Raw genomic sequence first — 26,897 nt, forward strand, 5'->3', positions numbered from 1 at the left:
TTCCCCGGAACTGGCTTAACGCGGCTTTAGGCCGGTGCTCTCATTCTTCCACATCTGATGATCGCGCCCCGTGCCGCGGGCGCGCCGGCAATGAGAGATTTGCGATGCCTCCAGCGCCTTCGGCCGCTCCCGTCAAGATGCCCCCCAGTGAGGCGCGGACGGTGTCCGAGCTCGCCACGGACATGCTGCGCCGGACCACGGCCCTGTTTCTCGCCGGGCCGCGGCCGGCGTCGGCCGAGCAGCTCGATCTCTATGACCAGATGTTTGCCCGCCTGATGCCGCAGGTTGCGACCGATCTCTTGGCCGAGCTCAGCATGGCCTTGGCCGGCGTCGAGCGCGCGCCCTATGCCACCGCGCGCTTGCTCGCCGTGCATCCCGAATTGCGTGTCGCCGGGCCGATGCTGGCCAAGGCGGCCGTGCTCACGGAACGTGACCTCGCCGAATTCATCCGGAGCTCCAGCCCGGCGCATCTCGTTGCGATCGCCAGCCGCAGGGGCATCGGCGACAGCCTGACGAACCAGCTGATCGCGCGCGGTTTTCCGGCGGTGCGCATGGCGCTGGTGCAGAATCTCACGGCGCGGCTGTCCGAGGATGGCTATCGCAGCCTGTTCAAGATCGCCGAGCGCGACGAGGACCTCGCCGAAAAGCTGGCGCTGCGTACCGACCTGCCGGCCAAGCTGTCGCGCGCCTTCGTCGCGGCGGCCAGCGAAGGCGCGCGCACCCGCTTCATCAAGGCAGCGCCGCCCGCGACGCGCGCCACCTTGCAAGCCACGCCGACCAGGACCGCCGGCGCCGCGATGCGCGCGATGTGGGACTATGAGCAGGTCAAGACCGAGGTCGCCGCCCTCAATCGCAGCGGCAAGCTGAGCGATTCCGCCGTCAACCGGTTCTGCGTGACCGGCGATTTTCCGGCGGTGATCGCCGCGCTGGCGCTGCTTTGCGTCGTGTCCATCCAGGTGATCGAAGCGCTGATGGAGGACGACCGCGTCACCGATCTGGTGCTGGCCTGCAAGGCGGCGCGACTGAGCTGGCCGACCACGGCGATGATCCTGCGTGCGCGTCCCGGCTGCGACACGATCCCGGCCGAGGATCTCGAGGAGGCGCGCAAGCGCTTCGAGAAGCTCGTGCTGTCAGAGGCGCAGTGGAAGGTCCGAGGGCTTGAGGCGGGCTGACCGGACGGCCGGATGCATCAGCCCGGCGGCGTGCTCGGATAGGTCGTGAAGTCGATCTTGAACATCGCCGGATCAAGCTTCTTGGTCGTATCGAGATTGTAGACGGCGATCGTCGTGTCGTAGCCCTGCGGATCGGTTACGGTCCACTGTTTGAGCTGGCCGTCCTTGGTGCCGAGCATCAGCATCAGCCGGCTGGTGCCGATCAGCGCCTGCTTCTCCTCGATCGTGATCGTGACATAGAGGTCGTCGGAGGCGACCGCGATCACATTGGTGTCCTTGAGCAGGTCGATCCGGTCGGACAGCAGATAGCGCAGCGGCGTCTGCGACAGCGGGTAGACGTCCTGGGTCGCGAGCTTGCGGTCGCGCACGACCAGCGATGAGCCGTCGGCAATGATGTCGATCGGCGTCGGCGGATCATATTCGAAGCGCACCTTGCCGGGCTTCTGGATGTAGAAATCACCCTTGGTCTTGCTGCCGTCCGGGCCGACCTGGACGAAGTTGCCAACCAGCGTCTGCAGCGACGACAGATAGGCGCTCACCTTTCCCGCGATCGCCTTCTGATTGGCGTCGAACGAGGTGAAGATGCTGGCCGGCACGTTGCGCCGGGGATCCGGAATGATCGGATTGGGCGGCGTGGTCTGGGTGGTCGCAGGGCCCTGTCCGCCACGCTGCTGGTCGGAGGCGCTGAGCTGGGCGCCGCCCTTGGGGCCCGATTTGGGCGCCGGCGTGGTCTGGGCGGCCGCGTGGCCGGCGGCAAGGGTCAGGACACAGGTCGCCACGGCCGCGACCATCCCAGCCGGAATACGGCGTCCGTGCAGCGGCGCTGGAAGCGAAAACAGGCTGTTCAACAAGGGGCTTTTCAAAACGACGTCCTGAGTTTTACGCGTTCTATCTTGGTTCGGTCGGGCAGCGTGATCGTAATTGCGTGAAGATACGACACGGAAACGGCAGATCTGGGACCAAAGCGGGCGGTCAGAACCCGCCTTCTTCCTCGGGCACCAGGATCTCGCGCTTGCCGGCATGGTTGGCCTGGCCGACGATGCCTTCCTGCTCCATCCGCTCCATCAGCGAAGCGGCCTTGTTATAGCCGATCTGCAGCCGGCGTTGAATGTAGCTGGTCGAGGCCTTGCGGTCGCGTTTGACCACGGCAACGGCTTGCGCGAACAGGTCGTCGCCGCCGCCACCGCCGCCCATGCCGGTGGCGTCGAACACGGCGCCGTCCTCCTCGCTCGGTTCCTCGGCCGTGACCGCCTCGAGATATTCCGGCGAGCCCTGCGCCTTGAGGTGCCTGACGACCTTCTCGACTTCCTCGTCGGAGCAGAATGGGCCGTGCACGCGGCTGATGCGGCCGCCGCCGGCCATATAGAGCATGTCGCCCTGGCCGAGCAGCTGCTCGGCGCCCATCTCGCCGAGGATGGTGCGGCTGTCGATCTTGGACGTCACCTGGAAGGAGATGCGGGTCGGGAAGTTGGCCTTGATGGTGCCGGTGATGACGTCGACCGACGGGCGCTGCGTCGCCAGGATCACGTGCAGGCCGGCGGCGCGTGCCATCTGGGCGAGGCGCTGCACCGTGCCCTCGATGTCCTTGCCGGCGACCATCATCAGGTCGGCCATTTCGTCGACGATGATGACGATGTAGGGCAGGGGATCGAGGTCGAGCTTCTCCTCCTCGTAGATCGCCTTGCCGGTCTCCTTGTCGAAGCCGGTGTGGACGGTGCGCGTCAGCTCCTCGCCCTTGTTGCGGGCTTCCGCGAGGCGGGCGTTGTAGCCGTCGATGTTGCGCACGCCGAGCTTGGCCATCTTCTTGTAGCGCTCCTCCATCTCGCGCACGGCCCATTTCAGCGCGACGACGGCCTTTTTCGGGTCGGTCACGACCGGCGTGAGCAGATGCGGGATGCCGTCATAGACGGAGAGTTCGAGCATCTTCGGATCGACCATGATCAGCCGGCACTGGTCGGGCCGCAGGCGATAGACCAGGCTCAGGATCATGGTGTTGATCGCGACCGACTTGCCCGAGCCGGTGGTACCGGCGATCAGCATGTGTGGCGTGCGGGCGAGATCGATGATGATGGAATCGCCGCCGATGTTCTTGCCGAGGCAGAGCGGCAGCTTGGCGACGCTCTCGGCCGCCTCCTTGGCGACCAGGAGCTCGCGCAGATAGACCTTCTCGCGATGCGCGTTGGGCAGCTCGATGCCGATGGCGTTGCGGCCGGGCACGACTGCGACGCGCGCCGACAGCGCGCTCATCGAGCGGGCGATGTCGTCGGCGAGGCCGATCACGCGCGACGATTTGATGCCGGGCGCCGGCTCCAGCTCGTACAGGGTGACGACGGGGCCGGGATGCGCCTTGACGATTTCGCCGCGCACGCCGAAATCCTGCAGCACGCCTTCCAGCGCGCGTGAATTGGCCTCGAGCTCGCTCTTGGACAGCGGCTGGCGGTCGGAGGATTTGGGCGCTGCCAGCATCGAGACCGAGGGCAGCTCGTATTTGTCGCTGGACTTCTTGGCCGGAGCTTTCGCCGCCGGCTTCTTGCGCGCTTTCGGAGCCGGCTCCTCCTCTTCTTCCTCCTCCTCGTCCTCGCCGGCCTCTTCCTCCTCGTCGTCCTCGGTCATCTCGGGGGCGAGCGTCGGCTTCTTCTGGCCGCGGGCCAGGCTCGGCTCCTGCCGGCCGGATGCGGCGCTGCGCGGCTGCGGGCCTGACGACACCAGCGCGCGATAGGCTGTGCTGAGGAACCAGCCGATCTGCGCCTTCGCGCTCATGATGGCGTGAAACACCCAGCCGAGCCGGATCGCCTTGCGGTCGTCGTCATCCTCGGCGTCGGACAGCGGCGTGTCGTCCTCCTCGTCCGCCGCGAGGTTCGGATCGGCTTCCTTCGCGCCCATGCCGCCGGCGACCAGCAGGCAGCCGATCATGGCAATCAGCAGCAGGCTGCCGAACACGACCCGGTAGATCAGGCCGGGCGGTCCGAACACCACCGCCGGCGCGCGCACCAGGGCATCGCCGACCACGCCGCCGAGCCCGGTCGGCAGCGGCCAGGCATGCGAGCGCGGCCAGCAACTGGCGAAACCGGAGGCGATGGCGGCTCCGAGCACCCAGGCGCCGAAGCGCAGCGCCTCGCGGTCGAACGGCCGGTGCGTCATCATGCGCCAGCCGCGGATCGCGATCGGCAGGATCGCCATGATGGAGCCGAGGCCGAGGATCTGCATCAGCAGATCGGCACCGATCGCGCCGGGATAGCCGACGATATTGCGGATAGCGCGCGAGGTCGCGTGGCTGAGGCTCGGGTCCTGCACCGACCAGGTCATCAGCGCGGCGGCGGCGATGCCGCACAGCGCGATCAGGCCGAGGCCCGCGAGTTCGCGCAGCCGCCGCACCAGCGCGTCGCGCAGCGACGTCGGCAGGTGATTGACCAGGGGAATGACTCGTTCGATCGCCGGCATCCGCATCAGCCCCGCGTCTACCTGAGGACCTCGACCAGCCGGTGCAGTGCCTCACCGGTTGACGAGGCGTCGGCCACCAGCGCCAGCCGGATATAGCCGAGCCCCGGATTGAAGCCGTCGGCCTGCGGTCGTGCCAGATAGCTGCCGGGCACCACGCGCACTCCGGCGTCACGATACAGTCTCACGGTGACGTCCTCGTCGCCGCCGCGCTCCGTGACGTCGAGCCAGACGCAGAAGCCGCCATCGGGCCGTTGATAGCCGTAGCGGTTGCCGATGATCTGGTCGGCGAGATCGAACTTGGCGCGGTACAGCCGCCGGTTCTCCTCGACATGCGCCTCGTCGCCATAGGCGGCGACCGCGACGTGCTGCAGCGGCACCGGCACCTGCGGCGCGGCGACGTTGCGCAGCTCATGGAAGGCGGCGAGGAAACGGCGGTCGCCGGCGGCGAAGCCGATGCGCATGCCCGGCACGTTGGAGCGCTTCGACAGCGATTGGAAGGCGACGACGTTCTGATAGTCGGGTCCGGCGTGCTCGAGCATGCTGCCCGGCGCCTGCCTCGTATAGATTTCCGAATAGCACTCGTCGCTGAAGATCAGGAAGCCCCAGCGATTGGCGAGCTGGACCAGTTTCCGCATATAGTCTGCACTCGCCACCGATCCTTGCGGATTGGCAGGCGTCGCGATGTAGAACGCGACGGTGCGCGCCAGGGTCGCCTCGTCGATCGCATCGAGGTCAGGCAGGAAGCCGTTGTCGCGCGTCGTCGGCAGATAGATGGAGTCACAGCCGGCGGTACGGGCGCCGACGCCGTACACCGGATAGAACGGGTTCGGCATCAGGATGGCAGGCTTGCCACGGCGCGGGCCGACATGGCGAAGCGTGGCATGGGCGGCGAAGAAAAGGCCCTCGCGGCTGCCGTTCAGAACCAGGATCTCGTGCTCCGGATCGATCGCGCGCGGCAGCGCGAATCGGCGCGCCAGCCAGCCCGCGGCGGCCTTGCGAAACGGTTCGATGCCCTTGGCCGCCGGGTAGCGGCCGAAATCGGCGATGTGCTGCGCCAGCACCGGCCCGACAAAGCCGGGAACAGGATGCTGCGGCTCGCCAACCGCGAGCGTAATCATCGGCTTGCCCGGAGAATAAGGTGCGAGCAGCTCGTTCAGCCGCGCAAACGGCGAGCGTTCGCTCTCCGAATGGCTGGCGCCAGCGGGCGCGGGGGATGAAGCGGTCATTGCCATACGTAAAACGCGCGCCAAACCAGTGGAAGCCGCCGATCGCCCATGAACCGGTGCCTTTGTGGTCACCATAGGTGGGGCGAGGTTAAGACGCGATTAACCATCGGCGCTGTCGTCCGTTTTGATCGTTTTTCGGGGCCCGATCCAGAGGCAATTTCGCAACAGCGGCGGACATTGTGGTGATTCGCGACAGGCCCGGGAACCTTTGGCGGGCGGGCGCTCCGCAACCTCGTGTCGCTCACGCACGAGTCCCCGGGGCAGGAAGCAGGCGGTCGCAGATGTTTCGCCCCGCCGGGGGCCTCATGTTTCGAGACGCGGCGCTCCTCACCCAAACGATGCCGCCACGACGGGCGCCTCGAACGGACGTCGGAGATCGCGCTGCTCGTCACACGCGAACGGCTTAGAAGGTTGCCGCGCGGCGGCCGGCGGGCACCATTGCGGTCGCTGACGCCGAACTCCTCCGGCAGCTCGGACTCCCGCACTTGGATGTCATGCGATCCGAGCGGGCTCGATTCCCTGTCGCCGTCACGCCGCAGCCTTCACCGTGCCGAGCGATCTCAGCTGCAGCGTGAGCCACGCACGGTTCGACGAGCGGCTCGTCCGCGGACCGTCCGTCGCCGATCCATTTTGCCTGTTCAGGGAGAAAGCACTCAGGGAGAAATGGGCGGCCCGGTGCGCCGGAATAAGTCTGGGAATCTGTACGCACCGGGCCTTGGCCGAACTACTTGGGGGCTTAGTTCGGATGGTCCTCGATTAGCACGGTCGTTTTTCCGGCGTATTGCCGGTGTTCGAAGATTTGTAGAATTTGATGTCGGAACGCGCAGAATGCGGCGGAGGCCGGCCAATTGCTTAACGGAGATGTCCGCGCCGGTTGTGGCTTCCCGGTCGCAAGGTGCAGGCGGCACATAACTACATGCTGATCGACTTTGGCGCACCGCGCGTCGTCGATCATTTCCGATCGGAAACACTCAGCCACATCGCGCATCAATCGACATTTCGCGAAACGAGATCGGCGCATCTCGACCATCATTGACGGGCATCACCGATTCCCATGGGCGAGCCGTGCCTTGCGGCGCGCCGAGGACTCTGACTTTTCGAAAGAGCGTCGATGATGCGTCTGAGACTGCCGGGCGTGCTTGCCCTGATGCTGCTGGCCCTGCCCGTGACGACGTTGCCCCGGATGGTGACGGCCGCGCCTGCTGCCTCTGCCACCTCGATCACGGTCGAGGGCAACCGGCGTGTCGAAGCCGATACGATCCGCTCCTACTTCAAGCCAGGACCGTCTGGTGCGCTGGACGCGGGCCAGATCGACGACGGCCTCAAGGCGCTGGTCGAGACCGGATTGTTCGCCGACGTGAAGATCGAGCGCCAGGGCGGCCGGCTGATCGTGCGCGTGGTCGAGAACCCGGTGATCGGCCGCGTCGCCTTCGAAGGCAACAAGAAGGTCAAGGACGAGCAGCTCCAGGCCGAGGTGCAGTCGAAGCCGCGCGGCACGCTGTCGCGTCCCATGGTGCAGTCGGACGCGCAACGCATCGCCGAGATCTACCGTCGTTCGGGTCGCTATGACGTGCGCGTCACGCCTGAGCTCATCGAGCAGCCCAATAACCGCGTCGACCTCGTGTTCACGGTGGTGGAGGGCGTGAAGACCGGGGTGAAGTCGATCACCTTCGTCGGCAACAACGCCTATTCGGCTGCCCGCCTGCGCGACGTGATCAAGACCCACGAATCCAACTGGCTCAGCTTCCTCGGCAACAACGACGTCTACGACCCCGACCGGGTCGAGGCCGATCGTGACCTCATCCGCCGCTTCTATCTCAAGAACGGCTATGCCGACGTTCAGGTCGTTGCGGCCCTGACCGAATATGATCCCGAGCAGAAGGGATTCCTGGTCACTTTCAAGATCGACGAAGGCCAGCAATATCGCGTCGGCTCGGTCGACTTCCAATCGACCATCGCTGCCCTGGACGCCAATGCGCTGCGCACCTATTCGCGCGTCAATGTCGGCGCTCTCTATAATGTCGAGCAGCTCGAAAAGTCGGTCGAGGAAATGCAGATCGAGGCCTCCCGCCGCGGCTTCGCCTTTGCCGTGGTCCGGCCGCGTGGCGACCGCAACCTCGAAGCCCACACCGTCGCGATCGTGTTCCAGGTCGATGAAGGACCGCGCACCTATATCGAGCGCATCACCATCCGCGGCAACACGCGCACCCGTGATTATGTGATCCGGCGCGAGTTCGACATTTCGGAGGGCGACGCCTACAACCGCGCTCTGGTCGATCGGGCCGAGCGGCGGTTGAAGAACCTCGACTTCTTCAAGGACGTGAAGATCACCACCGAGCCCGGCTCCTCAAGCGACCGCGTGATCCTGGTGGTCGGCCTGGAGGAGAAGTCGACCGGCGACTTCTCGATTTCCGGCGGCTATTCGACCACCGACGGCGCGCTCGCCGAGGTGTCGATCTCCGAGCGCAACTTTCTCGGCCGCGGCCTCTATGCCAAGGCCTCCGTGAGCTATGGCCAATATACCCGCGGCGTGGCGCTGTCCTTTGTGGAGCCCTATCTGCTGGATTACCGCGTCGCGCTCGGCCTTGATGTTTCCTACCGCCAGCAACTCGCCAACAGCTACACCAGCTACGGCACGAGGACGGTCGGCTTCAGCCCGCGGCTCGGCTTCCAGCTGCGCGAGGACACGTCGCTGCAGCTGCGCTATTCGTTGTATCGGCAGGAGATCACGCTGCCGTCCTATCTCGCGAACTGTAACAACAACTCCGCCAACGGCCTGCTCGCCTTCAATCCGACTCCGGCCTACGTCCAGAGCGTGCTCGGCGGCGTCGACCCGACCAATTCGACCAGTTCGGGCGTCTATGGCTATGGCTGCTACGGCGACGGCGAATCGAGCCTGGCGGTGCGCAAGGAGCTGAATGACGGCGCGGCGCTGACCTCGGCGCTCGGCTACACGCTGACCTACAACACGCTCGACAACACCAAGAACCCGACCGACGGTCTCCTGATCGACTGGCGCCAGGATTTTGCCGGCATCGGCGGCAATGTCAGCTACCTGAAGTCGGCCGTGGACGCGAAATATTTCACGCCGTTGGTCTCCGACATCGTCAGCGTGATCCATCTGCAGGGCGGCGTCCTGAACAAGATCGGCGACAAGGACCTGCGCATGCTCGACCATTACCAGATGGGTCCGACGCTGGTCCGCGGCTTCGCTTCCAACGGCATCGGGCCGCGCGACATCACCTATCGCAGCCTGGGCGCGACTGGCGATGCGCTCGGCGGCACCAAATATTGGGGCGCATCGGCCGAGCTGCAGATGCCGTTCTGGTTCCTGCCCAAGGAAGTCGGCCTGAAGGGCTCGGTGTATGCCGATGCCGGTTCGCTGTGGGGCTATCAGGGCCCGACCTCCTGGGCCGCCACCGGCGAGGTCAACACCGCCGCCTGCAAATGCGCGATGCAGTATGACGACAGCAAGGTCGTCCGCTCCTCGGTCGGCGTCGGCCTGATCTGGGCCTCCCCGTTTGGCCCGCTGCGCTTCGACTACGCGGTCCCGCTGTCTAAGGGCAAATACGACGTCGTCCAGGAGTTCAGGTTCGGCGGCGGCACGTCGTTCTGAGGCGGGGCCCGGCCACTTGAGCCCGGCTCGTCCAAGATCTTCGTTGTCATCCCAGTGGTGCACAGCACGAGCCCGGGATCACTCTCACAAAGGCAGAGGTGGATCCGCATAATCGGCAGACATCGTACCCTCGGGCTTTATGCGGTCGGCTGAGAGCACACCGGCACCAGCCCTCATTGCGAAGAGCGAGGCGACGGAGCCATGACGGTCGCGAATCTCATGGCCTGAGATCCTGCGAGAGATTCATGCCCTCTTCCGACTTCCAGCGGCCTGTGCTCGTACATCCGGAGCTCTCCGCCCGATCAGCTCTCTGAGCGCATGCGAGCGTCGCGGATGACCGCTGCTGTCCTTCATTGCTGAAGGCAGACGATAGATCGTTGTGCCCGATTCTCTGGGCCATGAGTCGCGAGACGGCGACGGTCACCGGTCCTTGCTGCTCAGCGTCCGGTGCGAGGATGGCCAGCGCGACTGTCGATCCACGTTGATGAGCCGCCTGGAGACCAAAGGCGAGCTGTTTGTCGATGTCCGGCCGGATCATCACTCGATGAGGACCGTTCGGGGTGACGTTCATGGAAAGCTGCGGTCGCCGAATTGGCTTGGGAGTTGGCGCTGATGTCCCAGACCGCTGAAACACCGCCCACCAGCTCCACAACAGCGCCAGCATCGTACCGGACCGCTGCTGGCTTCAGCGAACTCAGCCGTTTCGTCCCAGCCAAAGCGCAGGAGCATTCGCCGGCCAAGGCTCGCGACCAAGGCTCGCGACCAAGGCCGGCGAACGCGCCCCGACTATCCTTTGTAGCCCATCAGCAGGCGCGGCAGCCACAGGGAGAAGGCGGGGACGTAGGTCACGAACATCAGGGCCGCGATCAGGGCGGCGTAGAACGGCAGGATGGTGCGCATGACCGCGCCGACCGAGATGCCGCCGATGGCGCAGCCGACGAACTGCGTGGTGCCGACCGGCGGGGTGTTGAGGCCCAGCGCACAGTTGATCAGCATCAGCATGCCGAACTGCACCGGGTCCATGCCGGCCTTCATCGCGATCGGCAAAAAGATCGGCGTGCAGATCAGGATGGTGGCCGCCATGTCCATGAACGTGCCGAGCAGGAACAGGATGATGTTGATCAGCAGGAAGATCATCCAGGGCTGCGTCGAGACCTTGCTCATCAGGTCGCCAGCGAAATCGGCCACCTCGTAGAGTCCCATCAGGTACTGGAACATCGTCGAGACGCCGATCAGGAGCAGCACCACGCCGGTGGTCTTGACCGCCTTGGCGGCGGCCCGCAGGAAGTTCTGCAGCGTCATGGTGCGGTAGATGAAGAACGTCAGCACGATCGTGTAGGTGACCGCGACGGCCGCGGATTCGGTGGCCGTGAACACGCCGGACAGGATGCCCGCCAGGATGATGCCGACGATCAGAAGGCCAGGCAGCGCGGCCGCGAACGAGCGGAATACCTCAGCCCAGCCGGGAAACTTGCCCGCGGGATAGCCGCGCTTCACGGCCACCGCATAGGCCGCCACCAGCATGCAGACCATCAGCACCAGCGCCGGCAGGAGGCCCGCGGCGATCAGCGCGCCGATCGACACCTTGCCGCCAGCGGCGAGCGCATAGATGATCATGTTGTGACTGGTCGGCATCAGCGCGCCGACCAGCGAGGCGTGGGTGGTGACGTTGACGGCGTAGTCGGTGTCGAACCCTTCCTTCTTCATCATCGGGATCATCACCGCGCCCATCGCCGACACGTCGGCCACGGGAGAGCCGGAGACGCCGCCGAACAGCGTGCAGGCGACGACGTTCGACATGCCGAGCCCGCCGCGGATGTGACCGACGAGGTTCTTGGCCAACTGCACGATCTTGTCGGCGACGCCGCCATGCAGCATCAGCTCACCGCTGAAGACGAAGAACGGGATGGCGAGGAACGAGAAGATGTTCATCCCCGACATCATCTGCTGGAAGATCACCGCAACCGGCAGGCCTTCATAGAGGATGGTGCAGATCGCCGAGAGGCCGATGGCGAAGGCGACAGGGACGCCGAGGACCAGGAAGCCGAAGAAGGTGACGCCGAGAATGATCAGTTCCATGACGGGACGACCTCTTCACCGCGCAAGAGAGCGATGATGTGCTCGATTGAAAACAGGACGATCAGGAGGCCGGAGGCGACCAGCGGGACATAGCGGACGACTTCGGGCAGGCCGAGATTGGGGATCTTCACCGTGCCGACCGAGGCGCCGAGGATCCAGCCATTATAGGCCATCGCGATGCCGAACAGCGCGACCAGCACGTGGATGACGAGCTCGATCTTCTCGCGCGTCCGGTCGGGCAGCATCACCAGGAGACTGTCCATACCGATATGTCCGGCGTCGCGAACGCCGACGGCGGCGCCGATCAGGGTAACATAGAGGATCAGGACCAGGGCCAGGTTCTCGGTCCAGGTCGGGCTGGAGTTGAGCACGTAGCGTCCGAACACCTGGTAGAACACGATGGTGACGATGACGAGCAGGCCGGTGACGGACAGATACATGCCCAGGCGTGCGATGACGGCATTGATCCGCGACAGCAGGCCGGTCGATGGGCGTCCGTCCTGGAGCTCGTGGCTTGCGACATGTGGGTCTGTCATTCCCTCCCCCTCCCGTGCCCGAGTCCGGTGCCGCCGCGCGGCGACGCCGGACCGGTCACTGTTGTCTGGCTTGGTTGTTGTTACTTGGTGTCCTGGATACGCTTGACGAGGCTCGCGAGCTTCTCGTCGCCGGCGAACTTCTGGTACACCGGCTTCATCGCGTCGACGAATTCCTGCTTGTTGGGGATCGTCACGACCTGGACGCCGGCGGCTTCGACGGCCTTGCGGGACACCTGCTCGCGCTCGTCCCAGAGCTTGCGCATCACCGGCACCGACTCCTTGGCCGCCTTGCGGACCAGGGCCTGATCTTCCTTGCTCAGCGTGTCCCAGACCTTCTTGGACATCACGAGGACTTCCGGCGCCAGCGAGTGCTCGGTGACGTTGTAGAACTTGGCGGCCTCGAAGTGACGCGAGGATTCGTAGGAGGGCCAGTTGTTCTCGGCGGCGTCGACGAGGCCGGTCTTGAGGGCGGTGTAGACCTCGCCATAGGGCATCGGCGTCGGGTTGGCGCCGAGGCTCTGGATCATGCCGACCCAGAGGTCGGATTGCTGGACGCGGATCTTCAGGCCCTTGACGTCGGCGAGCGACTTGATCGGCGCCTTGACGGTGTAGATCGAGCGCGCGCCGCTGTCATAATAAGCGAGGCCGATCAGGCCCGCGGGCTCCATGGCGGCGAGGATCTCGTCGCCGATCGGTCCGTCCAGGACGTTGCGCATATGCTGCGTGTCGCGGAACACGAAGGGCAGGCACAGCGCGACGGTCTCGGGTACGAAATTGTTCAGCGGCGACGAGTTGATCCGCATCATGTCGAGCGCGCCGATCTTGAGCTGCTCGATCGTGTCCTTCTCGGAGCCGAGGGCACCGTTCGGAAACACCTTGACGCCGAGCTTGCCGCCGCTTGCCGCGGCGAGCTGCTTGCCCATGAACTTCACGGCTTCGACGGTCGGATAGTCGGCGGGGTGCACGTCGGCGGAGCGGAAATCGCGCGCGGTCGCCAGCGGTGCCGAAACCGCCAGCACGGCGGCTGCGATGATACCTGTCAGTGCCTTCATCTTGGCTTCCTCCTGGGTTGATTATGTCGTTGTTGGCCGATGCTGCGGGCCGCCTTGGGCCGCTTCGCCTCACATGCGAAGTCAAGCACCAATGAAGTCAAGCACCAATATGGTCCCTAGGGCGAGTGGCAATCTCTGTCCAAGCCAAATGCGGCATCGATCAATGCACGACTTGCATCGATCGACGGAGCGCGGTGGCGCTATTCGACGCAGCAATCAGGAGTTGTGGCGGACATGGACCTGGGCCCCACCAACGACACCCTGGAGTCGGCGGTCAGGCCATGTGCTGCCCGTGCAAACCCTATTGCTTGTTGATCTGAGATGGCTTCGGCGGTAGCATCGTGCCGGCAGGACGTGTCGGTGTGAGATTGCCGATGCGCCCGGTCCGACCTCTGTTGCTCGCCGCCCCTCGCACCGTCTCCCCGGACACATTCGGCGTTGCCGCAGCGGATGAAACTCGCAGCCGTCATTCGTCCGACGTCACGGACACTGCCCGATGTCCTCGATCATGCCCGATGCGCCCGCTCCGGACCGCCCTCGTCGCTCTCCGCTGCGATGTGGCCCGACCCTCATGCTGCTTGGCACGATCGTCGCGCTGGTTCCGCAGGTGGGGGTGGCCGAGGAGGTGTTCAGCTACGACGCGTCGAAGCCGATGCAATTCTTCCGCGCCGGCGATACCGGCAATTGCAACGGCTGCTCATGGATCGCGGCCGAAGGAACGATCCAGCGCGACACGCCGGAGGTGTTTCGGCGGTTTCTCGCCAAGGGCAAGACGGCGTATGACATCGTGTTCAATTCGCCCGGCGGTGACCTCAAGGCTGCGCTCAAGCTCGGCGAGATGATTCGCGAGCAGAACCTGCACAGCTCGGTGGGCAAGACGACCGGCCGGCTCGATGCCGAGGACGGCTTCATCAACACCATCGACGGCGGCCAGGATCCGGGCCATTGCGCGTCGGCCTGCGTCTGGGCGTTCCTCGGCGGCGTCCGGCGCGCCGCCAAGGAGGGCGAACTCGGCGTGCAACAATTTCACGATCCCGAGGCGATCAAGGACCCGCAGGCGAAGACCGCAAGCGCCCTCGACCGCGCTGCCGACCAGGCGCTGATGGGCACGCTGATCAACTACGTCCTGCGCATGGACGCCAGTCCGAAGCTGCTCGCTTTGGCCGCCGCGGGGACACCGTGGCGCGAGATCCGCTGGCTGAAGCAGCAGGAGATCACGGATCTCGGCATCGAGGTCACTGACAAGTATTCTAGCCCGATGACGATCGAGCCGTTCGGTGCCGCCGGCTCCTATGTCGAAATCATCAACCGCTCGACTTTTGTCAGCTTCCGTCTTCGCCTGTATTGCCGCGGCGATGCCTCGACCGTCCATGTGGCGATGATCCCGAACTGGAACATCGATCTCAGGACGTTCGAGCCGACCATGCGCAGCATCATGGAGGGGCGCTCGGTGTTTCTGGTCAGCGAGTCCGGCAAGCGCAGTTTCCCGTTCAAGCTGGTCGCGCTCGAGGCCGGTCCGCTCGGCCCGCAGGCCTCGGCGCAGATCGTCGGCGCGACCATGGCGGATCTGCAGGCGGCCAAGCGGATCGAGATCGACTATGACGGAATCGGCAAGGTCGAGTCCGAAACCGCAATGGGCCTGGAATTCGACCTGGCCGGCGACCGCCGCAAGATCGGCATCATCTCGCGCTCCTGCGTGAAGTGATGGCGTTCTGGCGTGTCGGCGACTTGAAGCGTCAATGATGATTCGAGCTCGATCGGCTTCGGTGAGGTAGACCGAGACTTCGGTGCAAATTGATCATCTGTCGACGCGCTGCCAGTCGCCCAGCGCGATCAACTGTCGGACCAGCGCGCGGCCGGCGAAGCCGCGGTAGATCTCTATCCGATCGTCATGCGACAGTACGAGAATCTGGCGTCCCGGCTTCGCTGCGACCAGGGCATCCCAGCCGAGCTCCAGCGCAAACGCGATCAACTCCGACAGCGGCACGACCTCGCCTGCGTCGAGGCGGTGGCCCGGCGCGCCAACGCCGGTAGCGGCGCCATCGCTCGTCATGGGCCTCGTGCGCACTGCAGCCGTCGCCGCTCAGGCTGAACAGAAATAGCACCGTCACCTCGGCAAAGCTCCCAGCCGATTGTGCGATGGCATTCGCTGCCGGCAGATAGTCGCGGCCGCCGCTGCTGTAATACAGAATTGACTTCGGACGGGGGCGTTCAGCGATCTCGCGGCGAAGCCTTTCCGTCAGCGCATCGGCGTCGTCGCGGGGCAGAAAGTTCATCACGCCATCCTGATCAGGCCGGTCGGTGCCGCCGAATCAGCATCATGCCGATCTCAGGCTCCACATGGTGCGTGAGTCCCTGCCTGTCCCAGTCGATCATGACGCCTTCTTGCAGATAGGCCCAAGCCTGTTCCGGATAGGCGTCGGAGTATTCGCCAGTGTCGATCGAGCAGACGACCTTGCCGGTCATGCCGGCGACGCCGACCTCATCGCCGAGTCTTGCAAGCTGACCGTCAGGGTAGCGCATCTGGTGCTTCCTTACCAGCCGGACCATTCGCGTCGTCGGCCCTATGAGGGTAGACGGTGATGCCGATGTCCGCGCCGAGGCTGGCGATCCGGAGCAGCAGGTCGGCGGGCATCGTGATGTCGAGTGCAGAAAAATCGCGGCCGCCCTCGAAGCCGTAGGAGAAGGTGCGCGACGTGCAGCCGTTCCAAAGATCGGTTGCCCTGTCCGGTAACGACTCGATCAAGGTCAGGAAGCGTTGCTTGCATGTGATCGGGTCGAGCGCCTCCGTTGCGTCGGTCTCCAGCACCAGCAGAAACTCATTCTCGTGCTGCTGATGATGCAGCAGATAGACGCTCTGATCGAGATGCGCGATCAGCGGAGCGAAGTCGCTCGCAGATTTCAGGACCAGATCGAGATTCAGGAAGTGGGGCAAGTCGGCCATGCGCGGTCACGCGCGTCGCTGTTGCCGCGGCAACCGCAGGGCAAGCTCATCCCGGATGTCGTCGGAGGGCTGGCCGGCGCCGCGGCAGAACGTCGTGGGCGCGGGCTCGGCCGGAAAGCTGGCCCGCTGCAGCGCGGACAAGTCTCTGATGGTGGTCTCTGCCGCAGGCTGTGGCGTCATGCGAAACGGCCTCGAATTCATTCGGCTTGAAAACCGTACCGCCCGCCGGTACACAACATCATACCGGACAGCCGAAAATCCAAGCCATTCTGGAGCCTCGAGCCGTTGCTTTCTCGACGTGACGCTGGTTGTCCATTTGCCGAATCGTTACCAATTCGGGCGTAATGCGCCGGCGCTCGCCTCCCGCGCTGCTTTCGCCGCCGAATCAAAATCGACCAGGATTCTGAACCCCATGACCGTCCGCCTGCATCGTGGCGACCTGCCTGATCTGTCCCGCTACACGTCGTCGGTTGCGATCGACACCGAAACCATGGGGCTCAATCCGCACCGCGACCGGCTCTGCGTGGTGCAGTTGTCGCCCGGCGACGGCTCGGCCGATGTGGTGCAGATCCCGAAGGGGCACACCGACGCGCCGAACCTCAAGGCGCTGCTCGCCAATCCCGCCATCACAAAAATCTTCCACTTCGCGCGGTTCGACGTCGCGACGCTGTTCCATACGTTCGGCGTCATGCCGCAGCCGGTCTATTGCACCAAGATCGCCTCGCGGCTGGCGCGCACCTATACCGACCGTCACGGCCTGAAGGATCTCGTGCGCGAGCTGCTCAATGTCGATCTCTCGAAGCAGCAGCAGTCGAGCGATTGGGGCGCCGATCATCTGAGCGAACCGCAGCTCGCCTATGCCGCGTCGGATGTGCTGCATTTGCACGCTTTGCGCGAGAAGCTCGACGTGATGTTGGCCCGCGAGGGCCGATTGGCCCTGGCGCAGGCCTGTTTCGCGTTCCTGCCGCATCGGGCAACGCTCGATCTGGGCGGATTCGAGGCCGAGGACATCTTCGCGCATTCGTGACCGCCACCCGGATCCCGATCCGTTCATAAGCATTAATCTTTCTTAATGGTCCCGAGCACCGCTGCGTCGCGATTTCGCGCCAGTTCCGGGCTGCAATGCACCCGGTGCCCATGGTAGGATGATCGCTGTTTCGCGCGCGTCCCGTGTGTTTCGGAGTCCCGGTGAACTCGGTCCACAACCCCGCTTACGATCCCAGCCTTCAGGCGCGCTTCGCGGTGGCGGCGCGCCACAGCCGCTTCGTGCGGGTGTTGCGCGTGGCGGTGCCGGCGGCCGTGGGTCTGGCGATGGCGGTGGTGATCGGCGTTGCGCTGTTCAATCCGTTCCACATGGAGATCAACACCAAGAACCTCACCGGCAATCTCGTCATCTCCGGCCGCAAGATCACGATGGAGACCCCGCATCTCACCGGCTTCACGCCGGACCAGCGGCCCTATGATCTCGTCGCCAAGAGTGCCGTGCAGGACCTCACCGATCCCGATCATGTCGAGCTCAACATCCTCCGCGCCAAGGTGCTGATGGAGGATCAGTCGACCGTGACGCTGAACGCGAAGACCGGCGTGTTCGATACCAAACAGCAGCAGCTCGATCTGAAAAAGGACATCCTGCTGACGACATCGAGCGGCTACGAGGCGCGTCTCAGCCGCGCTTTCGTCGACATGGCCAAGGGTATGGTGAGCTCGGACGAGCGCGTCGACGTCAAGCTCACCAATGGCACCTTGTCGGCGGACCGTCTGCGCATCACCGACAACGGCGAGGTGGTGCGTTTCGAAGGCAATGTCGTGATGAACCTCGACAACATCAACGCCGCTCCGGCCGCGACCGCGAGCAGCGATCCTGGCCGTCCGGCCCGTAACGCAAAGTGACCGCATGACGACGTGTCGTTTCATTTCCGCCGCGATCCGCGGTGCCGGCCTCGTTGCGCTGGCGATGGTCGCAGGCGCCGGGGCGATGCAGGCGCAGACGGCAGCCACCGGGGTGCCGAACGCCCTGCAGGGATTCTCGCAAAACCGTGATCAGCCGATCCAGATCGAGGCGGCCTCGCTGGAAATGCGCGACAAGAAGAAGGAGGCGACGTTCTCCGGCAATGTGAAGGTCGTGCAGGGCGACACCACCATGACCTCCAAATCGCTGGTCGTGTTCTATGATGGCGGCGCCCAGGGCGGTGCGAAGCCGGCCAAGACCATGCAGGCGGCGGCGCCCGGGCCGGACGGGAGCTCGTCGATTCGGCGGCTGGAGGCGCGCGGCGGCGTGACCGTGACCCAGAAGGAGCAGGTCGTCACCGGCGAGACCGCGGTGTTTGACACCAAGACCAACCAGATCACGATGCAAGGCAACGTCGTGCTGACCCAGTGCAAGAACGTGCTGCGCGGTGATCGGCTGATGGTCGACATGACGACCGGCGTGTCGCGGGTGGAATCCGACAGCGGCCGGGTCCAGGCGCTGCTGCCGCAGGCCTCGTCGGGATCGGGCGGTTGCGGATCATCCGGCGGTGCTGCTCCCGGTAGCGGCGCGCCGCTGTCGCTGGGCAACACCAAAATGAAGTGACCTCAAATAGTTACCGAAAGATTGCCGGCTGCAGTTGAACCCGGCTGCGGCTGCCTCTATCTAACGCTGGGCTTTGCTCGTCCTGACAGGCTGGTGCGGCCGGACCAGTGCTGCGGTCGATGATGAGCGGCGCGTCGAAGGGCGTAAGCGAAGCAGGGATGGTGGATCTAATCGGCATGTTTCGTCGGCGTCCCGCCAAGCGCAGCCCGCAGGGCTCGGCGCGTCGGCGCGACGACATCACCGCGATGAACGATCCCTTTGGCAATTCCTACAGCGATGATCCGCTCGCGGCGCTGGCGGATTCCGTGCGCGACGAAGCGACCCCGCGGATCAATCCGCGCTCGCCGCAGAACACGGAGCAGATCCAGCGCAAGCGGCCGGCCTCGCAGCCGATGTCGGCCAAGCCGCGCAGTAATGGCAGTGGCGGCCCGCAGCTGTTGCGCCGTCCCGGATTCCTTGCCGTTCATTCGATCGAAAAGAGTTTCGGCAGCCGTCAGGTCGTGCGTGGCGTGTCGATCTACGTCCGGCGCGGCGAGGCGGTCGGCCTGCTCGGGCCGAACGGCGCCGGCAAGACCACCGTGTTCTACATGATCACCGGCCTGATCAAGGCCGATCGCGGCGCCATCGAGCTCGACGGCCATGACGTCACGCGACTGCCGATGTATCAGCGCGCGCGGCTCGGCATTGGCTATCTGCCGCAAGAGGCCTCGATCTTCCGCGGCCTCACCGTCGAGCAGAACATCCGCGCCGTGCTCGAAGTGGTCGAGCCGTCGCGCAAGAAGCGCGAGCGCGAACTCGATGCGCTGCTCGAGGAGTTCACCATCACGCGGCTGCGCAAATCGCCGTCGATCGCGCTGTCCGGCGGCGAGCGTCGCCGCGTCGAGATCGCGCGCGCGCTGGCGACGCGTCCGAACTACATGCTGCTCGACGAACCATTCGCCGGTATCGATCCGATCGCGGTCGGCGACATCCAGCAGCTGGTGCGCCATCTCACCAATCGCGGCATTGGCGTCCTGATCACCGACCATAATGTCCGCGAGACGCTCGGCCTCACCGACCGCGCCTATATCGTCTATGCCGGACAGATTCTCACCGAGGGTAGCCCCGAGGAGATCGTCGCCGATCCCGACGTGCGCAGGCTCTATCTCGGCGAGGAATTCCGGCTGTAGGATTACGGACGCGCTGTGTGCCGGTATTGTCGCGGGTGTGACAGGCGACGGAAACGCTGCGATTAACGCTGTTTCCTGAAGGCTTCCCGGGGACCGGTAACCTCGTCTTCTGGCCGCGCCATACTCCGTTTTTCTTATTCGTCAAGCCGTGTACATCGCGCGCAGATTAGGATAAGCAAGAATTGGACCAGTAAGGGAATGTTCTTGCTCCCATGGCGTTGACGCAGAGATTAGAATTCCGCCAGTCGCAGTCGCTGGTGATGACGCCGCAGCTGATGCAGGCGATCAAGCTGCTACAGCTGTCCAATCTCGACCTCTCCACATTCGTTGAAGAGGAGCTTGAGCGCAATCCGTTGCTGGAGCGTGCCAATGACGGTCCGGAAGCGCCAGTCGCCGGCGAGCAGCAGATGTCCGAGCGCGCCGAGTTTTCCGATGCCGGCGAAGCCGCCGGTGAGGATTTCGGCGATAGCGGCGCCGCCGCCGGGGAGAGCTTCGACGGCGCACCGGAAGACTGGATGAGCCGCGATCTCGGCACCCGTACGGAGATCGAACAAACCCTCGACACCGGGCTCGACAACGTGTTCTCCGAGGAGCCGGCGGAGACGGCGGCGCGCAATGCCCAGGACGCTGCGCCCACCACCTACACCGAATGGGGCGGCGGCGCCTCCGGCGAAGAGGACTACAATCTCGAAGCCTTTGTCGCCGCCGAGACGACGTTGTCGGACCATCTCGCCGAACAGGCCGCAGTGGCCTTCACCGCGCCAGCCGATCGCATGATCGGTCAATATCTCATCGATCTCGTCGACGAGGCCGGCTATCTGCCGGCCGATCTCGGCCAGGCTGCCGACCGGCTCGGCGCCGAACAGGCTGATGTCGATGCCGTGCTGGGCGTGCTGCAGACGTTCGATCCGCCCGGCATCTGCGCGCGCAATTTGAGCGAGTGCCTGGCGATCCAGCTGCGCGAGCTCGACCGCTATGATCCGGCGATGCAGGCTCTCGTCGAGCATCTCGATCTCCTCGCCAAGCGCGACTTTGCGAGCTTGCGCAAATTGTGCGGCGTCGATGACGAGGATCTCGTCGATATGATCGGCGAGATCCGCAGGCTCGATCCCAAGCCGGGCCTGAAGTTCGGCACGACCCGCACCCAGACCATGGTGCCCGATGTCTATGTGCGTCCCGGTCCGGACGGCGGCTGGCTGGTCGAGCTCAACAGCGACACGCTGCCGCGCGTCCTGGTGAATCAGGTCTACTACTCCGAGCTGTCGAAGACGATCCGGAAGGACGGCGACAAGTCCTACTTCACCGATTGCCTGCAGAACGCAACCTGGCTGGTGCGCGCGCTCGATCAGCGCGCACGCACCATCCTGAAAGTGGCGACCGAAATCGTGCGCCAGCAGGACGGCTTCTTCACCCATGGTGTCGCGCATCTGCGGCCCCTGAACCTCAAAGCCGTTGCAGATGCGATCCAGATGCACGAATCGACGGTGTCACGCGTCACCGCCAACAAATACATGGCGACCAATCGCGGCACTTTCGAGCTGAAATATTTCTTCACCGCCTCAATCGCATCGGCCGATGGCGGCGAGGCGCATTCGGCGGAAGCGGTGCGCCACCACATCAAGCAATTGATCGATGCGGAAGATCCCTCCGCAATCCTTTCCGACGATACGATCGTCGAGAAGCTGCGCGCGGCCGGCATCGATATTGCGCGCCGCACGGTCGCAAAATACCGGGAGGCGATGCGGATCCCATCCTCGGTGCAGCGCCGCCGGGACAAGCAGAGCATGCTGGCGCACGCGCTGTCGGGACCTGCCGGCGCCGACCGCACCCGGGATACCGCGTCAGTTTGACCACTGCGCAAGATTGCGCCTTAACCAAATAGGCTTAGTGTCATATTCGGTTCACATGAATCGAGGCGACACATGACCCTGCGGATTTCCGGAAAGAGCATCAGCGTCAGCGAAGCGCTGCGCGGCCGCGTGAGCGAGCGCACCGACGAGGTGCTGCGCAAATATTTCGATGGCAACTATTCCGGCCACGTCACGCTCTCCAAGGACGGCTTCGGCTTCAAGACCGATTGCGCGCTGCACCTTGATTCGGGGATCACCCTCGAGGCCGAATCGAACGCGCCGGACGCCTATGCCAGTGCCGATCAGGCGCTCTTGATGATCGAGAAGCGGCTCCGCCGCTATAAGAGCCGGCTCAAGGACCGCTCGGCGCGCAAATCGCATGCGGCCAATGCCGCGCTGGCTGGTCTCGACGGCGCCGTGCTGGATGCGCCGAGCTATGTGATCGAGGCGCCGGCGGAGGGCGATGAGGAGATCACGGGCTACAATCCGGTCATCATCGCCGAGAACACCACCGCGTTGAAGCGGCTGTCGGTGTCCGAAGCGGTTCTGGAGCTGGATCTGTCCGGCGCGCCCTGCATGGTGTTCCAGCATGGCTCCAGCGGCCGGGTCAACATCATCTACCGCCGCGCCGACGGCAATATTGGCTGGGTCGATCCGCCGGCCGTGAAACCGTAATTTGACGGGAGAGGCCGGGTGGCGCTGCAACCGCAAAATCGTTTGCTGATCAAACGTTTGCCGAAGAGGTCGCGGCGTCACGCCACGGTGATGAAGAGGTGCGATGAGCGGTCTGGGGCGTTCGCGCCTTCAGGCCGCCATGCTCCGGCGATCTTAAGGATAGGCTGCCGGAACATGCTTGCGGGAGTTGGCACCGCCGTTGCGTTGGGGTAGAAGCGCCTCGCATCGGACACGGGGTTAACCCCGCCTGCCGCCTCAGCTTCTTGACGCCGGTCTGTCCCGACCTATTTCGCACACTGACGGTTCAATCACCTCGGAACGCCCTATGCCGATTACCGATCTGGTCGCACCCGAGGCGATCGTGCCGGCTTTGAAGGTCATCAGTAAGAAGCAGGCGCTGCAGGAGCTGGCGGCCCGCGCCGCCGCATTGACCGGGCAGAACGAGCGTGCCGTGTTCGAAGTCCTGCTGCAGCGCGAGAAGCTCGGCACAACCGCCGTCGGCTACGGTGTGGCCATCCCCCACGGCAAGCTGCCGAAGTTGGACAAGCTGTTCGGCCTGTTCGCCCGCCTCGAACGGCCGATCGATTTCGAAGCCATGGATGGCCAGCCGGTAGACCTCGTGTTTCTGCTGCTGGCGCCGGAAGGGGCGGGGGCCGATCATCTGAAGGCGCTGGCCCGTATCGCCCGGCTGCTCCGCGATCAGGATGTCGCCAAGAAGCTCCGGGCCTCACGCGATGCTCAGGCGCTGTATTCGGTGCTTGCGCTGCCGCCGGCCTCCGCGGCCTGACGTCGTATCACCCCGCCCTGCAACGACCGGGAAAGCCTGCTGGCGAGCCTCCGCGCGGCACCAAACCCGTTCGTCCGCGGGTGTGTGCAGCGGCGTCGGCTCGTAGCCGAATTCGACGACCAACTCCTGGAATGCCTCGCTACGGAGCAGGTCGAAATGCTGCGGCAGCATCCGCTCCTTGTAGATGCCGACCTTCCGGCCGCGCCCTGACGACGTCAGACCACGGCCGAGCACATCGAGCTCCGCGGCTGTCCTGCGCGCCAGTCCAAGATAGTCGCAGATGCGGTGCAGGACAGGAAACGATGACCGTGCCGCATCGTCGGCCGCGAGTTCTGAATAGAGCTCTTCGAACCTCACGGTCAGGCAGGCCGGCGAGTCCAGCCAGCTCATGAAGTTCCTGATGCCCGATCGGGGCAAAGAGAGCAGGGTCGACGTAATGCGGGAGGCGTCATCGGGGTGAGCGGCCGATCCGGCCGCCCGCAGATAGGCGTTCCACTTCCGCATCTTCGGGTACGACGCCGAGTGGTAGACGAAGTCGACCCAGCTCACGACAATGTCGCGGGGGTCGCGGACGATGAACAGCATCTTGTGTTCCGGTCTGCCCAGAAGATATTGCTCGAGATACGGACAGTACTCGGTGTGCGAGGCGCAGAAATAACCGGAGCGCAGGGCCGACGCCCAGAGCGGGGCCGGAAGCGCGCGTCCGTAGTCCAACGAACCGTCGGGATTCAGTTTGCTGATCGATGACGTGTAGGTGTGATAGCCCACATCGACATGACCGCCCAGCGCTCGGACAAGTTCGACCAGCAGGTACGTCCCTGCTTTCGGCACGCTGTTGCAGATGACGTAATAAGGGCTCGGCCCCGGCTGAGGACTGTCCAGAAAGACGTGCCGGTTGGGTATGGTCCCGCGTGCAAGCTCGTGAAAGACGCCTGCATCAAGCCGTGATCCATGCATTTGCCATCCTTACACATGCTCGTCACACATCGGACTACCGCGTGCTGCAACGAGAACAACTTAAGGATTGGACACCTTCGTTCGGATTGTTTCTGGTTGTGAAATCAGCTGCTCCGGACATCGGTGGAAATGAATTTCTCGAAAGTCCTTTCAGCAGCGGCTTCGTCCATGGCCGGTTAGCGCAACGATCTCGCCATGTAACGCACCGTCTTGGCGCCGTCATGGATGCGCGCTGTCGCCAACGGCTGAAAGCCGAATGCGGCGTGGAACGCGTCCGATTGCGGATTGGGCGGGTCGAGGTTGACCTCACACACGACGCGGTCATGCCCGGCTGCCGTCGCCGTCCGAATCAGTTCGTCATAGAGCCAGCGCGCCAGACCGCGGCCGCGGGCGGAGGGCGCCACCACGATGCGATCGACATAGACGAAGCGATCATAGCCGGCACGAAACCATCGATAGTTCGGACTGTCATAGATGGCGTCCTGGTCCAGCGCGATCAGCAGCGCATCCGCCGCGCCGATCCGCCAGGCGCGCCATGCCTGCTCGACCAGATGCAGCAGCGCTTCGGGCGCGAGCCACGACAGTTCAGACGCGTGGGCATTGTTCAGCGCAAGCAGGGCGGCCGCGAGGTTGTCGTCGACCCGCAGCTCCGCCGCGCTCAACGGGGTGATCAACGAGCTCATGCGTTGCGACCGTCCTGGCGATAAAAAAGGGCCGTCCCCTGGTTAGGGGACCGCCCTCATATCAGTGCATCAGCCGCACGGGTCGCACAAGAAGCCGTCGACAGCGGCGGGGACTGCGCCCCGCTTAGTGCACGCTCACAGCTTGAAGCTCATGGCTCCACGCATTGGCGATCGCGGCTTCGCGGCTGTCGGTGAGCATGATCGGCGTGCCGTCGGCGGCATGCAAGGCGAACAGCTTCAGTCCCGGCGCAATGCGCGGCGCTTGCGGAAACAGGCCCGGCACATCTTCGGAGCGGATCTGCTTCACATAGGCGATGTGACCTTCACCCAAGGTGGCCAGCGCCTCTGGGGAGACGCGGGAATCAGACGCAACATTCACTTCGTTCATGGTCTCGACTCCTTCTGAGACTCAAGCGGTCGAGTCCGCTACTCGTTCCATCACACCATTATTCGTGTTCATTGATAGCGATTGTCTTAACGATCCGCTCAGGTTCTGGCCTGGCCAGATCGACCGACAACAGCCCGTTCTTCAGATCCGCCCCGAGCACATGCATCCCCTCCGCCAGCACGAAGGTGCGCTGGAAGTGGCGCGCGGCGATGCCGCGATGAATGTATTGCCGGGACTTGTCGTCCTGCTGGCGGCCACGGATGACGAGCTGGTTTTCCTCAATGGTGACATCGAGTTGGTCGCGGGTGAAGCCCGCCACCGCCAGCGTGATCCGGAGACGCTCGGGCTGGCCATTGGTGCGCTCGAACCGCTCTATGTTGTAGGGCGGATAGCCGTCGGCACCTTTGACCACGCGGTCGAGCACGCGCTCGATCTCGTCGAAGCCCAGCAGGAACGGACTGGAGAGCGAAGGAACACGAGACATGGTTTACAAAGTCCTCTCGAAGCGACTTTGATGTTTCAGGGCCCTGGCGGCACCCCTTGAGCAGCAATATGGTCATGATGCCAGGCGCGTTCAAGCACCTCCAAAGTCGCAAACGGCCTGTCTGTGGAAGGGGTTAAATCGGCAGCCGTTGCCGGCCGTCGGCCGAGAACAGATGCAGCTTGCCGCGCGGCGCGACGGCGCGAATCCGGGCGCCGATGTCCGGCGCCGTGGTGCCCGGTAGCCGCACGATGACGTCGTTGGCGGCCGCGATCAGGCTGTCCTGGCTGCCGGAACCCTGCCGGGCGCCGTAAACATAGGTCTCCGCGCCGACATGCTCAATCGCGTCGACCCTGAGGTCGAGGCCGATGCCGCCGTGTGGAACCGTGTCGGCAAGCTCGAAATCCTCCGGCCGAATGCCGAGCTGACCGGCCTCGGCCGGAACCGCATCCGCGCCGTGCAGCTGCGCGCGCACGCCCTCGATCGGCATCAGGTTCATCGGCGGTGCGCCGATGAAGGACGCCACGAACGTGGTCGCCGGCCGCTGATAGATCTCCAGCGGATTGCCGATCTGCTCGACCTTACCGCCATTCATGACCACCAGGATGTCGGCCAGTGTCATGGCCTCGAGCTGGTCATGCGTGACGTAGATCGCCGTGGTGTTGAGACGGCGCTGCAGCTTGCGGATCTCGACCCGCATCGCGATGCGCAGCTTGGCGTCGAGATTCGACAGCGGCTCGTCGAACAGGAATACTTTCGGCTGGCGTACGATGGCGCGGCCCATCGCCACCCGCTGGCGCTGGCCGCCGGACAGCTGTCGCGGCCTTCGCTCCAGCATCGTGCCGAGCTCAAGGATGCGCGCGGCATCCTCGACGCGGGTCCTGATCTCGGCTTCCGGCACGCCGCGATTGCGCAGGCCATAGGCCATGTTGTTGTAGACTGTCATGTGCGGATAGAGCGCGTAGTTCTGGAACACCATCGCGATGTCGCGATCGGCCGGCTCGATCGCATTGACGATGCGGCCGCCGATATCGATCTCTCCCGAGGTGATCGTCTCGAGCCCCGCGACCATCCGCAGCAGCGTGGATTTGCCGCAGCCCGACGGACCAACCAGCACGCAGAATTGCCCGTCGCCGACCTCGATATCGATGCCTTTGATGGCCTCGAACCCGCCGGGATAGACCTTGCGGACGTTGCGGAGCGTGACGTTAGCCATGGGCGGATACCGGTGATGCGTGACGAGCGAGCGATTGCTGGCGAATAGCGAAG

Annotated in this window: 25 protein-coding genes; 10 read left to right on the top strand and 15 right to left on the bottom strand. The window is 64.5% G+C overall.

The features are described from left to right. The first annotated feature begins 104 nt into the window (after window positions 1–104). On the top strand, window positions 105–1,172 hold the full coding sequence (locus ACVIJ6_RS10885) for a DUF2336 domain-containing protein (protein WP_456772710.1): 1,068 nt from the start codon (window positions 105–107) through the stop codon (window positions 1,170–1,172). A 17-nt stretch (window positions 1,173–1,189) separates the two neighbouring features. On the opposite strand, the gene ACVIJ6_RS10890 is transcribed toward ACVIJ6_RS10885, so the two are convergent. From ACVIJ6_RS10890 to ACVIJ6_RS10900, 3 genes are all read right to left on the bottom strand, one after another. Further along, window positions 1,190–1,963: an outer membrane lipoprotein carrier protein LolA gene (locus ACVIJ6_RS10890; RefSeq protein WP_456776963.1), complete on the bottom strand. Its 774-nt coding sequence runs from the start codon at window positions 1,961–1,963 to the stop codon at window positions 1,190–1,192. Between the two features lie 181 nt (window positions 1,964–2,144). After that, window positions 2,145–4,619, bottom strand: coding sequence for a DNA translocase FtsK (locus tag ACVIJ6_RS10895; RefSeq protein WP_456772711.1), 2,475 nt, complete (start codon window positions 4,617–4,619; stop codon window positions 2,145–2,147). Window positions 4,620–4,630: 11 nt separating this feature from the next. Continuing rightward, on the bottom strand, window positions 4,631–5,845 hold the full coding sequence (locus ACVIJ6_RS10900) for an aminotransferase class I/II-fold pyridoxal phosphate-dependent enzyme (RefSeq protein ID WP_456772712.1): 1,215 nt from the start codon (window positions 5,843–5,845) through the stop codon (window positions 4,631–4,633). 1,105 nt (window positions 5,846–6,950) lie between these two features. On the opposite strand from ACVIJ6_RS10900, the gene bamA reads away from it, so the two are divergent. Continuing rightward, the gene (gene bamA / locus ACVIJ6_RS10905; RefSeq protein ID WP_456772713.1) at window positions 6,951–9,455 is read left to right on the top strand and encodes an outer membrane protein assembly factor BamA; all 2,505 of its coding nucleotides are present in this window, start codon (window positions 6,951–6,953) and stop codon (window positions 9,453–9,455) included. 217 nt (window positions 9,456–9,672) lie between these two features. Here bamA and ACVIJ6_RS10910 read toward each other — a convergent pair whose 3' ends face one another. The 4 genes from ACVIJ6_RS10910 to ACVIJ6_RS10925 all read right to left on the bottom strand — a co-directional run bounded on the left by ACVIJ6_RS10910 (window position 9,673) and on the right by ACVIJ6_RS10925 (window position 13,122). Continuing rightward, the gene (locus ACVIJ6_RS10910; protein WP_456772714.1) at window positions 9,673–10,026 is read right to left on the bottom strand and encodes a hypothetical protein; all 354 of its coding nucleotides are present in this window, start codon (window positions 10,024–10,026) and stop codon (window positions 9,673–9,675) included. A gap of 215 nt (window positions 10,027–10,241) precedes the next feature. Next, window positions 10,242–11,534 carry a TRAP transporter large permease gene (locus ACVIJ6_RS10915; RefSeq protein ID WP_456772715.1) on the bottom strand — a complete coding sequence of 431 codons (1,293 nt, stop codon included), beginning with the start codon at window positions 11,532–11,534 and terminating at the stop codon, window positions 10,242–10,244. After that, window positions 11,525–12,070, bottom strand: a complete 546-nt coding sequence (locus ACVIJ6_RS10920; protein WP_456772716.1) for a TRAP transporter small permease — start codon at window positions 12,068–12,070, stop codon at window positions 11,525–11,527. The genes ACVIJ6_RS10915 and ACVIJ6_RS10920 overlap by 10 nt, the downstream gene beginning before the upstream one ends. 80 nt (window positions 12,071–12,150) lie before the next feature. Beyond that, the gene (locus ACVIJ6_RS10925) at window positions 12,151–13,122 is read right to left on the bottom strand and encodes a TRAP transporter substrate-binding protein (RefSeq protein ID WP_456772717.1); all 972 of its coding nucleotides are present in this window, start codon (window positions 13,120–13,122) and stop codon (window positions 12,151–12,153) included. Between the two features lie 571 nt (window positions 13,123–13,693). Here ACVIJ6_RS10925 and ACVIJ6_RS10930 point away from each other — a divergent pair. Further along, window positions 13,694–14,827: a hypothetical protein gene (locus tag ACVIJ6_RS10930; RefSeq protein WP_456772718.1), complete on the top strand. Its 1,134-nt coding sequence runs from the start codon at window positions 13,694–13,696 to the stop codon at window positions 14,825–14,827. Between the two features lie 93 nt (window positions 14,828–14,920). On the opposite strand, the gene ACVIJ6_RS10935 is transcribed toward ACVIJ6_RS10930, so the two are convergent. The 3 genes from ACVIJ6_RS10935 to ACVIJ6_RS10945 form a co-directional block, all read right to left on the bottom strand. Next, on the bottom strand, window positions 14,921–15,175 hold the full coding sequence (locus ACVIJ6_RS10935; RefSeq protein ID WP_456772719.1) for a hypothetical protein: 255 nt from the start codon (window positions 15,173–15,175) through the stop codon (window positions 14,921–14,923). A gap of 236 nt (window positions 15,176–15,411) precedes the next feature. Next, a complete protein-coding gene (locus ACVIJ6_RS10940) occupies window positions 15,412–15,645 on the bottom strand; it encodes a hypothetical protein (RefSeq protein WP_456772720.1) in 234 nt (77 codons plus the stop codon). Continuing rightward, complete coding sequence (locus ACVIJ6_RS10945; RefSeq protein ID WP_456772721.1) at window positions 15,632–16,066, bottom strand: hypothetical protein; 435 nt, start codon at window positions 16,064–16,066, stop codon at window positions 15,632–15,634. The genes ACVIJ6_RS10940 and ACVIJ6_RS10945 overlap by 14 nt, the downstream gene beginning before the upstream one ends. Window positions 16,067–16,478: 412 nt before the next feature. On the opposite strand from ACVIJ6_RS10945, the gene ACVIJ6_RS10950 reads away from it, so the two are divergent. From ACVIJ6_RS10950 to ptsN, 7 genes are all read left to right on the top strand, one after another. Then, a complete protein-coding gene (locus tag ACVIJ6_RS10950) occupies window positions 16,479–17,093 on the top strand; it encodes a ribonuclease D (RefSeq protein WP_456772722.1) in 615 nt (204 codons plus the stop codon). A 161-nt stretch (window positions 17,094–17,254) separates the two neighbouring features. Beyond that, a complete protein-coding gene (lptC, locus tag ACVIJ6_RS10955) occupies window positions 17,255–17,956 on the top strand; it encodes an LPS export ABC transporter periplasmic protein LptC (protein ID WP_456772723.1) in 702 nt (233 codons plus the stop codon). Between the two features lie 4 nt (window positions 17,957–17,960). Then, complete coding sequence (locus tag ACVIJ6_RS10960; RefSeq protein ID WP_456772724.1) at window positions 17,961–18,638, top strand: LptA/OstA family protein; 678 nt, start codon at window positions 17,961–17,963, stop codon at window positions 18,636–18,638. A 158-nt stretch (window positions 18,639–18,796) separates the two neighbouring features. Further along, entirely contained in the window at window positions 18,797–19,807 is a 1,011-nt protein-coding gene (lptB, locus tag ACVIJ6_RS10965; RefSeq protein WP_456772725.1) for an LPS export ABC transporter ATP-binding protein, read from the top strand. Window positions 19,808–20,019: 212 nt separating this feature from the next. Next, window positions 20,020–21,657 (top strand): RNA polymerase factor sigma-54, encoded by a 1,638-nt coding sequence (gene rpoN, locus ACVIJ6_RS10970; RefSeq protein ID WP_456772726.1) that lies wholly within the window; start codon window positions 20,020–20,022, stop codon window positions 21,655–21,657. 72 nt (window positions 21,658–21,729) lie between these two features. Next, window positions 21,730–22,332, top strand: a complete 603-nt coding sequence (gene hpf, locus ACVIJ6_RS10975; protein ID WP_008962741.1) for a ribosome hibernation-promoting factor, HPF/YfiA family — start codon at window positions 21,730–21,732, stop codon at window positions 22,330–22,332. Window positions 22,333–22,657: 325 nt separating this feature from the next. Beyond that, window positions 22,658–23,119, top strand: coding sequence for a PTS IIA-like nitrogen regulatory protein PtsN (gene ptsN, locus ACVIJ6_RS10980; protein ID WP_456772727.1), 462 nt, complete (start codon window positions 22,658–22,660; stop codon window positions 23,117–23,119). On the opposite strand, the gene ACVIJ6_RS10985 is transcribed toward ptsN, so the two are convergent. From ACVIJ6_RS10985 to ACVIJ6_RS11005, 5 genes are all read right to left on the bottom strand, one after another. Then, entirely contained in the window at window positions 23,060–24,076 is a 1,017-nt protein-coding gene (locus tag ACVIJ6_RS10985; RefSeq protein WP_456772728.1) for a sulfotransferase domain-containing protein, read from the bottom strand. The two genes, ptsN and ACVIJ6_RS10985, sit on opposite strands and share 60 nt — an antisense overlap. Window positions 24,077–24,252: 176 nt before the next feature. After that, window positions 24,253–24,759: a GNAT family N-acetyltransferase gene (locus ACVIJ6_RS10990; RefSeq protein ID WP_456772729.1), complete on the bottom strand. Its 507-nt coding sequence runs from the start codon at window positions 24,757–24,759 to the stop codon at window positions 24,253–24,255. 124 nt (window positions 24,760–24,883) lie between these two features. After that, window positions 24,884–25,147, bottom strand: a complete 264-nt coding sequence (locus ACVIJ6_RS10995) for a BQ00720 family protein (RefSeq protein WP_011942639.1) — start codon at window positions 25,145–25,147, stop codon at window positions 24,884–24,886. 58 nt (window positions 25,148–25,205) lie between these two features. Continuing rightward, window positions 25,206–25,631 carry an Hsp20 family protein gene (locus ACVIJ6_RS11000; RefSeq protein WP_011942638.1) on the bottom strand — a complete coding sequence of 142 codons (426 nt, stop codon included), beginning with the start codon at window positions 25,629–25,631 and terminating at the stop codon, window positions 25,206–25,208. 133 nt (window positions 25,632–25,764) lie between these two features. Continuing rightward, the gene (locus ACVIJ6_RS11005) at window positions 25,765–26,844 is read right to left on the bottom strand and encodes a sn-glycerol-3-phosphate import ATP-binding protein UgpC (protein ID WP_456772730.1); all 1,080 of its coding nucleotides are present in this window, start codon (window positions 26,842–26,844) and stop codon (window positions 25,765–25,767) included. Between the last annotated feature and the right edge of the window lie 53 nt (window positions 26,845–26,897).

This window comes from Bradyrhizobium sp. USDA 4369 (assembly GCF_054056435.1).